This window comes from Anoxybacillus sp. PDR2, from assembly GCF_009834045.1.
Lineage (GTDB): Bacteria > Bacillota > Bacilli > Bacillales > Anoxybacillaceae > Anoxybacteroides > Anoxybacteroides rupiense.
Genome location: NZ_CP047158.1, coordinates 1,313,030 through 1,325,721, shown reverse-complemented (window position 1 = coordinate 1,325,721; position 12,692 = coordinate 1,313,030). Strand labels below are relative to the sequence as shown.

General features: G+C 44.7%; 10 protein-coding genes and 1 pseudogene. 2 read left to right on the top strand and 9 right to left on the bottom strand.

Features of this window, described 5'->3' with window-relative positions:
• Positions 1-10 precede the first annotated feature (10 nt).
• The 8 genes from def to GRQ40_RS06390 form a co-directional block, all read right to left on the bottom strand.
• Positions 11-484, bottom strand: a complete 474-nt coding sequence (gene def / locus GRQ40_RS06425) for a peptide deformylase (protein WP_044746203.1) — start codon at positions 482-484, stop codon at positions 11-13.
• Positions 485-500: 16 nt separating this feature from the next.
• Positions 501-2,912 carry a primosomal protein N' gene (gene priA / locus GRQ40_RS06420; RefSeq protein WP_066147196.1) on the bottom strand — a complete coding sequence of 804 codons (2,412 nt, stop codon included), beginning with the start codon at positions 2,910-2,912 and terminating at the stop codon, positions 501-503.
• Positions 2,909-4,111, bottom strand: a complete 1,203-nt coding sequence (gene coaBC, locus GRQ40_RS06415) for a bifunctional phosphopantothenoylcysteine decarboxylase/phosphopantothenate--cysteine ligase CoaBC (RefSeq protein WP_159719587.1) — start codon at positions 4,109-4,111, stop codon at positions 2,909-2,911. Before coaBC ends, priA begins: the two co-directional genes overlap by 4 nt.
• 62 nt (positions 4,112-4,173) lie before the next feature.
• Positions 4,174-4,371: a DNA-directed RNA polymerase subunit omega gene (rpoZ, locus tag GRQ40_RS06410; RefSeq protein ID WP_066147192.1), complete on the bottom strand. Its 198-nt coding sequence runs from the start codon at positions 4,369-4,371 to the stop codon at positions 4,174-4,176.
• Between the two features lie 3 nt (positions 4,372-4,374).
• The gene (gene gmk / locus GRQ40_RS06405) at positions 4,375-4,989 is read right to left on the bottom strand and encodes a guanylate kinase (RefSeq protein ID WP_080860881.1); all 615 of its coding nucleotides are present in this window, start codon (positions 4,987-4,989) and stop codon (positions 4,375-4,377) included.
• 14 nt (positions 4,990-5,003) lie between these two features.
• Positions 5,004-5,267 (bottom strand): extracellular matrix/biofilm regulator RemA, encoded by a 264-nt coding sequence (gene remA / locus GRQ40_RS06400; protein WP_044746195.1) that lies wholly within the window; start codon positions 5,265-5,267, stop codon positions 5,004-5,006.
• Between the two features lie 55 nt (positions 5,268-5,322).
• Positions 5,323-6,198, bottom strand: coding sequence for a YicC/YloC family endoribonuclease (locus GRQ40_RS06395; protein WP_066147189.1), 876 nt, complete (start codon positions 6,196-6,198; stop codon positions 5,323-5,325).
• A gap of 70 nt (positions 6,199-6,268) precedes the next feature.
• Positions 6,269-8,959 (bottom strand): calcium-translocating P-type ATPase, SERCA-type, encoded by a 2,691-nt coding sequence (locus tag GRQ40_RS06390; protein WP_159719586.1) that lies wholly within the window; start codon positions 8,957-8,959, stop codon positions 6,269-6,271.
• Positions 8,960-9,063: 104 nt separating this feature from the next.
• Between GRQ40_RS06390 and GRQ40_RS06385 the strand changes: the two genes are divergently transcribed.
• Both GRQ40_RS06385 and GRQ40_RS06380 read left to right on the top strand, forming a co-directional pair.
• Positions 9,064-10,776 (top strand): Rqc2 family fibronectin-binding protein, encoded by a 1,713-nt coding sequence (locus GRQ40_RS06385; RefSeq protein ID WP_159719585.1) that lies wholly within the window; start codon positions 9,064-9,066, stop codon positions 10,774-10,776.
• Positions 10,777-11,427: 651 nt separating this feature from the next.
• Complete coding sequence (locus GRQ40_RS06380) at positions 11,428-12,438, top strand: hypothetical protein (protein WP_159719584.1); 1,011 nt, start codon at positions 11,428-11,430, stop codon at positions 12,436-12,438.
• A gap of 89 nt (positions 12,439-12,527) precedes the next feature.
• On the opposite strand, the pseudogene GRQ40_RS18475 reads toward GRQ40_RS06380, so the two are convergent.
• Positions 12,528-12,689 (bottom strand): annotated as a pseudogene (locus GRQ40_RS18475) (Uma2 family endonuclease); the annotation flags it as partial.
• Between the last annotated feature and the right edge of the window lie 3 nt (positions 12,690-12,692).

Below are 12,692 nucleotides of genomic sequence, written 5' to 3'. Positions count from 1 at the left end.
GATCCATCATCTACCCTTCTAATTCTTCCTCTTCATAATAACGAATGACCTTGGACGTAAATAAAACACCGTTTAAATGGTCAATCTCATGCTGTAAAGCGCGGGCTAAAAAACCGGTCGCTTCAAGCGTATATGCGCGCCCGCGGCGATCTTGCGCCCGAACTTTCACGTAATCCGCTCGTTTCACTTCTCCGAATAGCCCAGGAAAGCTTAAGCAGCCCTCAGGTCCGATTTGCTCGCCTCTCTGCTCAAGAATCACAGGATTTATGAGCTCAATTCTTCCATGCTCATCTCCGACATCTACAACGGCGATTTGCTGGGCGATGCCTACCTGCGGAGCCGCTAATCCGACACCGTCTGCTTCCAGCATCGTTTCATACATATCATTCAGTAATTTTACAAGTTTGCGGTCAAACTCTATGACTTTTTCACAAACGGTTTCTAACACTTCTGCTGGATATGTGACAATATTTAACTTAGCCAATGCAATTTCCTCCATTTTACATCATCATATACGGGTTTGTGTCGATCGTAATCAACAGTTCTCCTTGTGACATTTCCTGCTGATAGCGGTCGACCACATTCTTTAGTATTTTAGTAAAATTAGCCTCTCGCTTGTATTTTATCATGCATTGATAGCGATATCTATCATGGAGACGAGCAATAGGGGAAGCAACCGGGCCAAGAATGATGGCCTCTTTCGATAACTGCGCACGTAAATAACCCGCAATTTTCTCTGTAACCGAAACCGCTTTTATTAATTCGGGATGAGAAACGGTAATAAGCGTTAAATAATAAAACGGCGGATAACCGTGAAACCTGCGGAGTGCCATTTCTTTCTGATAAAAAGCTTCATAATCGTGACGAGCAGCTAGTTCAATGCTATAATGCTCCGGCGTATACGTTTGAATGACGACCTCTCCCGGCAATTCGTGCCGCCCTGCTCGCCCGCTGACCTGCGTCAGCAACTGAAATGTTTTTTCGCAAGCTCGAAAATCTGGAAGGTGGAGCATCGTATCAGCACTCAACACTCCCACAAGCGTCACCTTTGGAAAATCGAGCCCTTTAGCAATCATTTGTGTTCCAAGCAAAATATCTGCCTTTCCTGCGCCAAACTCCGACAATATCCGCTCATGAGCCCCTTTGCGGCTCGTCGTATCAACATCCATGCGAATGACTCGGGCTTGTGGAAGCAGTTTAGTCAGTTCTTCCTCCACTTTTTGCGTGCCTGTGCCAAAGAAACGGATATGCTCGCTGCCGCATGACGGACAGCTGTAAGCAAGCGGTTCCTCATGCCCACAATAATGGCATTTCAATCGCTGCTGCACACGATGATAAGTAAGCGAAATATCACAGTGCGCACAGCGGATGACATGACCGCAGTCCCGACACATCACAAAGGTTGAGTATCCGCGACGATTTAAAAACAACACAGATTGCTCACCTTTATCAAGACGTTCTCGCAATTTTTCAAATAACGTCCGCGAAAACATCGAGCGGTTTCCACTCCGCAACTCCTCACGCATATCAATGATGGACACAGCAGGCAGACCATTTTCGCTCATTCTTTTGGTTAAAGTAAGAAGCTGATAAACTCCTTTTTTGGCGCGAGCAAATGATTCAAGAGACGGAGTAGCGCTGCCCAGCACAACGGGACATTGATGAAAGCGCGCCCGGTAAATAGCCACATCACGTGCATGATAGCGCGGTGTTTCTTCCTGTTTATAACTCGATTCATGTTCCTCGTCAATGATAATCATACCTAAATTTTCAAATGGGGCAAAAATAGCAGAACGCGCTCCAACCACAAGCTTGACTTCTTTGCGATGAATTTTGCGCCATTCATCATACTTTTCACCAATCGATAATCCGCTATGAAGCACGGCCACCTGCGAGCCAAATCTCCCTTTAAATCGCTCAACCATTTGTGGCGTGAGCGAAATTTCTGGAACGAGTACAATGGCTTCCTTCCCTTGCTTTAATACGGCCTCAATCGCTTGCATGTATACTTCTGTTTTTCCGCTCCCTGTCACACCATAAAGCAAAAAGACTTGATGCTCATTCTCCTTGATGCTGTTAACGATCGGCTCGAGCGCTTGCTGCTGCTCCTCCGTTAACATAAGCGGTTGAGTGGCTGCAAAATGGTGCTGTCCATAGGGATCGCGATAAGCTTCAACCTCATATTCGCAAATGATTCCTTTTTGAATTAATGTTTTTACTGAGGCGTGCGAGGCACCGCTTCGCTCGAGCACCTCCTTTAATGGCAAGTGCTCATTGAAAAGCAGCAGCTCTAACAATTGCTTTTGCTTAACAGCATTGGCCGGAAGTGATTCAATCGCCTTCTTTCGCTGCTCTTCTGGCACGGAAAAAGCAACGTATTTGATCGTTTTCTTCGCTGCTTTGTCCTTAAGATGATAAATAACCTCCAAATAGCCGTTTTGAACGTCCTTTTGTAAGCGAGATAACACATTGGTATTCTCAAGCTCTTTCCACGAAACCGCAGAGCGGTTAGAAAAGAAAGGCTGGACATTTGGATGCAAACGATCGCGATATTTTTCATCTACAAGGCGTATCTCTTTTTCATACTTCGCTTTCATCGCAGCCGGAAGCATCGCTTGGTAAGCGGAAATTGCAAAGCAGAGCGTCGTTTCGGTTAAGTATTGGCCCAAACGCAACAGTTCTTCATTCAATACGGGAGCCACATCTAAAATGGCTTCAATCGCTTTTAATGACTTGACATCAGAATAAGTCTTAATATCTACTACAAATCCTTGTAGCCGTCGCGTTCCAAACGGAACAACGACTCGCATGCCAATTTGCAGGACATCCTCCCATTTCTCCGGTATTTTATAGTCAAACGGCCGGTCTGTTTGCCGTGAAGGCACATCAACGATAACTGCTGCAATTTTCATCCAATCGCCTCGGCAATCTCTTTTAAAATTTCTTCAGCTACTTTCTTTTTCGTTAGCAACGGAAGCTTCGTAATGGATCCATCCCGTTTAAAAATTGTGACAATATTCGTGTCGCTGGCGAATCCCGCTCCCTTTTGGGCAACATTGTTAGCGACAATCATATCCAAATTTTTCCTTTGTAGTTTTTGAAGAGCGTACTCTTCCACTTGCTCTGTTTCCGCAGCAAATCCGACTAAAAACTGCTCTGTCTTTTGCTCTCCAAGCGCTTTTAAAATATCAATCGTTCTTTCCAGTTCAACCACAAGATCCCCAGGCTTTTTTTTCATTTTTTCGTTAAATACATATTTGGGGCGGTAGTCGGCGACAGCAGCTGATTTAATAACAATATGAGCAGAAGAAAATCTTTTGATCACTTCTTCGTACATTTCTTGCGCAGACTCAATTCGGATTGTTTCTACATTGCGAGGTGATGGCAGATTGGTAGGCCCGGAAATGAGCGTCACCTCTGCCCCTAGCTCTGCCGCTGTTTCCGCAATGGCATATCCCATTTTCCCTGTCGACCGATTGCTGAAAAATCGGACAGGATCTATTTTTTCACGCGTCGGCCCTGCCGTCACAAGCACTTTCTTGCCCTTCAATAATAGAGATGAAGGAGAGGAAGAAAAATATTGTTCAATCAATGTGACAATATTTTCTGGTTCTTCTAGTCTTCCTTTTCCAACGTAACCGCAAGCCAAATGGCCTTCGGATGGTTCGATAAACTGGTAGCCAAAACGGGCAAGCCTTTCCATATTCTCACAGACAGTCGGATGTTCATACATATGGACATTCATAGCAGGGGCAAGCCACACAGGCGCCCTTGTGGCCAAAAGCGTCGTCGTGATCATATTATCCGCTATTCCATTCGCTAGCTTCCCAATGGTATTGGCTGTCGCCGGAGCTACTAATACAAGATCAGCCCAATCTGCTAAATCGATATGCGCTATTACTTCAGCGTTTTTCTCTTCAAATGTATCGACATAAACATCATGGCGTGACAATGCTTGAAACGTTAACGGCGTTACAAATTTGCACGCTGCCTCGCTCATCATCACTTTCACATTGGCTCCACGCTGTGTTAATCGGCTCGTTAATGCGGCTGCCTTATACACAGCAATTCCACCCGTCACACATAATAAAATATTTTTTTGTTCAATCATTTTTTGGAGCTCTCCTCTCACTTTTGTAAAAAAATAACAACCTAAAACCTAGGTTGTTATTTTTACTCTTCTTTTACAAGTTCAATATGGCCTGCCGCAATTTCTTCTAACGCTTTTCCAACGAATTTTTTTGATACAGGCCTTTCAATTGTAAGATCGTCTTTTTCCTGCAGTTGGCGCGCCCGTTTTGCAGCAACGCTCACAAGCGTGTATTTGGAATCTAGTTTTTCCATTAAAAGATCAATGGAAGGATAAAGCATCGTTTATTCAACCTCCAACATTTTTTTATACCGTTGTGCCACGCGCTCGCGCTTGCAATGTTCAGCTGTGACAATGGCTTTAATGCGCTCGCACGCTAATTCGACCCGGTCATTTTCTACGACATAGTCATAGGCATCCATCATTTCTAATTCTTCTCTTGCCGCTTTCATGCGGTCGTTAATCAGCTCTTCTGTTTCAGTTCCTCTAGTAACAATTCGATTTTTTAGCTCATTTAAGCTTGGCGGGGCAAGAAAAATAAACAATCCTTCCGGAAATGCCTTGCGTACTTGCAGCGCTCCCTGCACCTCGATTTCAAGAAAGACATCCTTGCCTTCCTGCAGCGTCTTCTCAACGTAATCAATCGGCGTACCATAATAGTTGCCGACATATTCAGCCCACTCAAGCAGCTTATGGTCGCGAATCATTTGCTCGAACTCTTCGCGTGTTGTAAAAAAGTAGTCAATCCCGTCTACTTCTCCCTCACGCGGCTTTCGCGTCGTCACTGAAATCGAATAATGCAAATTAATATCGGCTTGCGAGAATAACGCCTTGCGCACCGTCCCTTTTCCAACGCCGGATGGTCCTGATAATACGATTAATAACCCTCTTTCGCTCATAAAAATATAGAAACCTACCCTTCCTCTGATAAATCTTCACGCTCATATAATCGATGTGCCACGGTTTCTGGCTGCACCGATGATAAAACAACATGATCGCTATCCATGATAATGACCGCTCGGGTTCTTCTGCCATGAGTGGCATCCACAAGTTTGCCGCACTCTCTCGCATCTTGAACAATCCGCTTAATCGGAGCGGAATCGGGATTAACAATCGATATGATTCGAGAGGCTGAAACCATATTTCCGTAGCCGATATTGACAAGTTTAACTCCCACCGAACTCCACCTACCATAAAAATTATTGTTGCCGCAACCTAGCCATTATAAACGATTACTCTATATTTTGTACCTGCTCTTTTACTTTTTCAAGTGCGCTCTTCATTTCAACAACTTGTACAGCAATGCGGCTATCATTAGCTTTTGAACCAATCGTATTTACTTCACGATTGAGCTCTTGAATTAAAAAATCCAGCTTTCGCCCGATCGGTTCTTGATGATGCAATGTTTGGACAAACTGCTCAATATGGCTACGAATTCGTTTGAGCTCTTCATTAATATCCGTTTTTTCCGCGAAAATGGCGACTTCCGTTAAAAGGCGAGCCTCATCTACGTCTCCCTGCACCAATTCCTTCATGCGTTTCGTCAATCGCTCCCGATATTGCTCAATAGCTTCAGGAGCAAGATGCTGCACATTTTGTACACATTGTTTAAGCGTCGCCAATTGCTCCTGTACATCGGAAAGCAATGCCTTTCCCTCTTTTTCACGCATCGTCTTCAGCTGCTGAGCCGCTTCATTGACAGCCGATATGAGCAGGTGTTCAATTTCTTCATTGCCTGCTCCTTCTTCAATGATCTCAGCTACTCCTTCAAGCTGGAATAAATGCGATAAAGTAATAGAATCATGAAGTGAGAAACGATGATTTGCTTCTTTTAGCTGTTCGTAATAATCGCTCATCAGCTGCCAATCGACTTGGAGTTTGCGATTTGTCCATCCTTCTCCTTCAATGGCGATAAAAACTTCTACTCTTCCTCTGTGTACATACTGCGAAATCACTTTTTTTATTTTATCTTCAAAGATAAATAGTTGTCTAGGCATGCGAACAGAAATTTCACAAAAGCGATGATTCACAGATTTTACTTCGACTGTTACTCCCATTGAACCATTTGTTGTTTTGCTTCTTCCAAAGCCTGTCATGCTGTATACCATACTATCACACCCATTATGTTAACATACAAAAAGAAAAGGCCATAGAGAAACTTCTCTATCACCTTGCATATTATAACATATTTGTTCGTGATTTTCTTGTTAAAAACGACCCAGCAAACAAAAATGTCGGCAGCGCCGCGAGCCCAACGATTAAAATCCAATCAAGCAGCTCAACTGAAACCGTATGGAACACACGTTGCAGCGGAGGATAATAAATCACCACAAGCACCAACAATAGGGAGAGCAATACAGCCCAAACCAGATACATATTTCCGAGAGGATTGCGGTCAAAAATGGATCGTTCACAACGGCAATCAAACACGTGAATAAGTTGAGCCATCACCAATGTCGCAAACGCCACTGTTTGCGCATACGCCAAATTATTCCCACTTCGTTCATAAACCGTCATAAATGCGGCTAGTGTTACAATCCCAATAATCACCCCGCGGCTAACGATTTTCCAGCCAAGCCCTCTAGAAAACACTCCTTCTTTTGGATGCCTTGGTCTCCGTCTCATGACATTTTCTTCAGCACGATCCAGCCCTAAGGCCATAGCTGGCAGCCCATCTGTCACTAAATTTACCCATAAAATTTGAATCGGTACAAGCGGAAGTGGCAGTGCTAACAGCATGGCAAACAGCATCACTAAAATTTCGCCAACATTTGATGCAAGCAAGTAGCGAATGAATTTGCGAATGTTCTCGTAAATGTTTCTTCCCTCATGAATGGCCGATTGAATGGTCGCGAAGTTGTCATCTAATAATACAAGAGATGCCGCTTCCTTCGCTACATCCGTACCGGATTTCCCCATCGCTACCCCGATATCTGCTGCCTTAATCGCAGGAGCGTCATTCACTCCATCTCCGGTCATAGCAACTACATGTCCTCTTCTCTGTAAAGCTTTCACGATTTTTAGTTTATGCTCCGGCGACACGCGCGCAAACACATAAATGTCATCGACGACTTCTTCAAGCTCATCAACCGAAAGCCGGGATAATGTTGGACCATCCATGATCTTTCCTTTTGGTGGCAAAATACCGAGCTGTTTCGCAATCGCTTTTGCTGTCAACAAATGATCTCCCGTAATCATCACCGTTTTAATGCCCGCCTCTTTACACTGCTGTACGGCTTTCTTTACTTCCGGACGCGGTGGATCAATCATTCCTTGAATCCCCATCAACGTCAAGCCTTTTTCTGCTTCTTTTTCCGATGGAATCGGTTCCTTTGCAGTTAGCGGACGGTAGGCTACAGCAATCGTACGCAACGCCTTACCGGCCATTGCATGGATGACATGCTGCACCGTTTTTCGCCAGTCCGCTGTCATCGGTTGTGTGCGTCCGTTCCACCATATATGTCCGCTAATTTCAAGAAGTACATCGGGAGCCCCTTTCGTAATAATCCATCTTCTCCCTGATTTATCCTTCACAATGACTGTCATCATTTTTCGTTCCGAATCGAACGGAAATTCCTGCTCAACCGTAAACTCTGATTCTAGCTGTGCTTTTGTTAATCCTGCCTTTGCCGCTGCCACAAGCAGCGCGCCCTCCGTCGGATCCCCGTCGATATACCGTCGATGTTCCTTTTCCTTAATTTGCGAGCTATTGCAAAGGACGCTAAATGTCAGCAACTGCTGCAGTACCGCTTCTTTTTTGATATTGATAGGCCGTTCATTTTCATAAAATTCTCCTTTCAGTTCAAGCCCCGTTCCGCTGACTGTCCACATCCTTCCGCTCGCCCATATGTTTGTTACTGTCATCATGTTTTCCGTCATTGTTCCTGTTTTATCAGAGCAAATGACAGATGCACAACCTAACGTTTCTACAGCAGGGAGCTTCCGAACGATCGCGTTTTTCTTAATCATCCGCTGCACACCAAGCGCCAAGGCAATGGTCACAATAGCAGGAAGCCCTTCCGGAATAGCGGCAACCGCCAGTGACACTCCCGCTAAAAACATTTCATACAGTTCATGACCTTGAATAACGCCGACAATGACAACTAAAACGGTAAGCAGCAGAGCAACAATAATCAAAATCTTACCGAGCTGCTCTAATTTTCGCTGCAATGGAGTCGTGACCGTCTCCGCCTCTTGTAGCAGGTTCGCAATTTGCCCCATCGCGGTTTTCATTCCTGTGGCAATCACAACTCCCACTCCGCTTCCTCTCGTTACAAGAGTACCCATGAAAGCCATATTATGCAAATCACCAATTGCGGTGTTTTCATTTGCAAGCGGTGTTGCCAATTTTGCAGTCGGCACCGACTCCCCTGTTAATGCCGATTCTTCAATTTCTAAGCCCTTTGCATCAATCAACCTTACATCGGCACCGATACGATCACCACTGGTAAATTTAATAACATCGCCAACAACAAGCTCTTGAGAATGGATTTTCATCCATTCTCCATCGCGTAATACAGTCGCTTGCGGAGCAGATAGCTGCTTGAGAGCTTCCAATGATTTTTCAGCGCGTCGTTCTTGAAAAAAGCCCAAAAAGGCATTCATAATCACAATTACAATAATCGCGATCGCATCAACATACTCTCCGAGAAAACCGGAAATAATCGTGGCTGCAAGTAGAACAAGAACCATAAAATCGCGAAATTGATTCAAAAATACAATGAGAGCCGATTGCTTTTTAGCCTCTTTTAGTTCATTATAGCCAAACCGCTTAAGCCGTTTTTTTGCTTCTTCCGTTGTTAAACCTTTAGCAAGATCGGTATGTGCCTCCTTTGCTACATCATTTGGCGCGAGCGTATGCCATTGCATCCTTACTCCTCCTCCCTTGTCGCTTTTCTATGAAAGCTTATTCAGACATGTCCAAAAAAATGATATGATAATTGCAGAAATAAAAAATGAGAAAGGTGTTTCATATGGCTTTTGACGGAATATTTACATATGCTATGACGAACGAATTAAAGAAAATGCTTGAAGGAGGACGAATCACAAAAATTTACCAACCTTTTCAGCACGAGCTGTTGCTTTACATCCGCTCCCATGGGCGAAATTACAAATTGCTGCTATCGGCACATCCTAGCTATGCACGTGTTCACCTTACAAATGAAGGATATGACAACCCTGCTGAACCGCCGATGTTTTGCATGCTTTTACGCAAGCATTTAGAAGGGAGCGTCATTGAATCGATTCGGCAAATGGATTTTGATCGGGTGATCATGATTGAAGTAAAAGGACGGAATGAAATTGGCGATCTCTCCATTAAGCAGCTAATGATAGAGATTATGGGACGGCATAGTAACATCATCTTGATCGATAAAGAAACAAATAGGATCATTGACAGCATTAAGCATCTATCGCCGGCTATCAACCGCTATCGCACGGTGCTTCCCGGCCAGCCATACGTAGCGCCACCGTCACACGGTAAACTCAATCCGCTGAAAGCCACTGAAGAAATGGTCATGAAAACACTTGATTTTCATGCTGGAAAGCTGCCAGAGCAGCTTGTCGCTTCCTTTTCCGGCCTCTCACCTCTGTTTGCCAATGAGGTGGCTTTCCGCGCAGGGCTCGCCAATCGCTCCACTTTGCCAAAAAGCTTTATATCGCTTATGGAAGAAGTAAAGAGCGGGCATTTTTCTCCTTGTATATATACAAATGGACAAAAGGAATGGTTTTACGTTCTGCCACTTATGCATTTACAGGCGGAAGCAAAGCCGTTCGCCACGCTCGGAGAAATGCTTGACCGCTTCTATTTTGGCAAGGCTGAGCGCGACCGCGTCAAACAGCAGGCACACGATTTAGAACGGTTTGTCGCCAATGAAAAGGCGAAAAATGAGAAAAAGCTTTTGAAATTGGAACAAACATTAGAAGAAGCAAAACAAGCCGAGCAATATCGGCTTTACGGGGAGCTGTTAACCGCCTATCTGTACGCAGTCAAACGAGGGATGAAAGAAATCGAGGTCATCAACTATTACGATGCAAACGGGGAAACCGTCATGATTCCGCTTGATGCACAAAAGTCACCGTCAGAAAATGCACAAAGCTATTTTCAAAAATATCAAAAGGCGAAAAATGCTATTCACATCGTTCAAGAGCAAATCGAACAGACAAACAAAGAAATCGTTTATTTTGATACGCTATTGCAGCAGCTCGACACCGCCGCACCGAAAGATATCGAAGAAATTCGTGATGAGCTGATCGAGCAAGGCTATTTACGAGCAAAAGCCACAAAACAAAAAAAACAAAAGCCGCGCACGATTGAACTCGAACGTTACGTAGCAAGCGATGGCACGGAAATTCTCGTTGGTAAAAACAATAAACAAAACGACTACTTGACGAACAAACTCGCACAAAAAGATGAAATTTGGTTGCATACAAAAGACATTCCCGGCTCCCATGTCGTCATTCGCAGTAAAAATCCGTCCCAACAAACAATTGCGGAAGCCGCTAACCTTGCTGCCTATTTCAGCAAAGCGCGGCAATCAAGCTCCGTGCCTGTCGACTTCACGCGGATCCGCTATGTCAAAAAACCAAATGGAGCAAAGCCTGGCTTTGTGATCTATGAAAACCAACAAACCATATACGTCACGCCGGATGAGGAATTGGTAATTCAAATGAAAAAAACCGTCTGATGAACAGACGGTTTGAACTCAAATTACAGGGAACTTTTGCTTTATTGGAATCTTGGCATGAAAAAGGAATGGCTTGCATAAAGCAGACTTGTGAACGAATCGCCACTTTGCTAGCGCTTCGAAGTGGGAGCTTCTCAGTTCCGCAACGAAAGCTACCTTTCGTCTCCCTGAGCGTTACTTGGGTCGTCCCCACCCTAGATGTCCGACGATTCGGAGTTCTTTTGTACCTTGGATATTTTACGCATGGAAGGCTCGGCTCGGTCTTCGCATTTGATTTCTCCATGCAACCTCCTAATATCCCGTTCACAAAGAACCTGATATACACGTATTCTATCATGCGTTTTGGCTAACGCCAACCGACATTCATCTCCCGTCTACTCACGGGGCTGTGCCCTTCACGTTCCTTGAGGCGGGAGACTTCTTTCGGAAATTACGTTAAACAGGCAAAAGCCTGTCCTTGCCCGAAGTCAATTCGTCTCCCACTTTCATCAAGTTGCACAAGACTTAGAAATGGGGGACTTCTCAACTGGATAAAGTTAAACAAGTTTCATGTTTTTTTATCTACTGAGAAGTCTTCTAAAATTGATAGAGAACATCAATAAAAGGATGCTATAATAATCTCGTAATCAAAAAAGGAGGTGAAAAAATGAAATGGATCAGATATTGAGTAGGATTTTTGACGAGCTGTCATTTTTGCGTCATCATATGGCGACGAAAGAGGACATGGCTGCTATGGAGAAGCGGATCGAGCGTGTGGAGCAAACCATGGCGACAAAAGACGATCTGGCTGCCATGAACAAACGGATCGAGCGTGTGGAGCAAACCATGGCGACAAAAGACGATCTGACTGTCATCGACAAGCGCTTTGATCGGGTTGAACATGCCATGGCGACGAAAGAGGACATGGCTGCAATGGACAAGCGGATCCAGCAAATTGAGGAAACAATGGCCACCAAAGACGATCTCAACAACATCGAGCAGCGCATGGCCACCAAAGACGATCTCAACAACATCGAGCAGCGCATGGCCACCAAAGACGATCTCAACAACATCGAGCAGCGCATGGCCACCAAAGACGATCTCAACAGCATCGAGCAGCGCATGGCCACTAAAGACGATCTCAACAGCATCGAGCAGCGCATGGCCACCAAAGACGATCTCAACAGCATCGAGCAGCGCATGGCCACCAAAGACGATCTCAACAACATCGAGCAGCGCATGGCCACCAAAGACGATCTCAACAGCATCGAGCAGCGCATGGCCACTAAAGACGATCTCAACAGCATCGAGCAGCGCATGGCCACTAAAGACGATCTCAACAGCATCGAGCAGCGCATGGCCACTAAAGACGATCTCAACAGCATTGAACGGCGCATGGCCACCAAAGACGATATGGTTGCTATGGAGAAACGGATCGAGCATATTGAACAAACAATGGCCACCAAAGAAGATATAAAAGATATTCCATTTATCAAACAAGCCGTGCTGGAGATGCAGGAAACGGTTAAAGAAATTCCAACGATAAAGCAAACGCTCGCCGAAGCGTTGCAAAAGCTGGATGATGTTATCGCTTCACAAGCACGCCAAGAGCTTGTTCTCCAATCGCTTGCCTTTCGCTCGCTTGAGCACGAAAATGCCATTCGCGCATTAAAAGCAAAGTAACTCCTCTCGTAAATACAACGATTATTCCTCTTTTGACAAGATATCATTTCCCTCAAATAAACAGCAACCGCCAATTGGCGGTTGTTTCTTTGTAAATCGATGCGCAAGTCAGGAAAACACGCAGACTGCACCGTTCCTGTCTGCACTTGAATATCCGCTTGCTCATATAGCTCTTCTTCATTCAAAGCATAGACCGTCACAGCCTCTTTCATCGGATTGACAATTCAATACTCTTTCACACCATAAGCCATAAT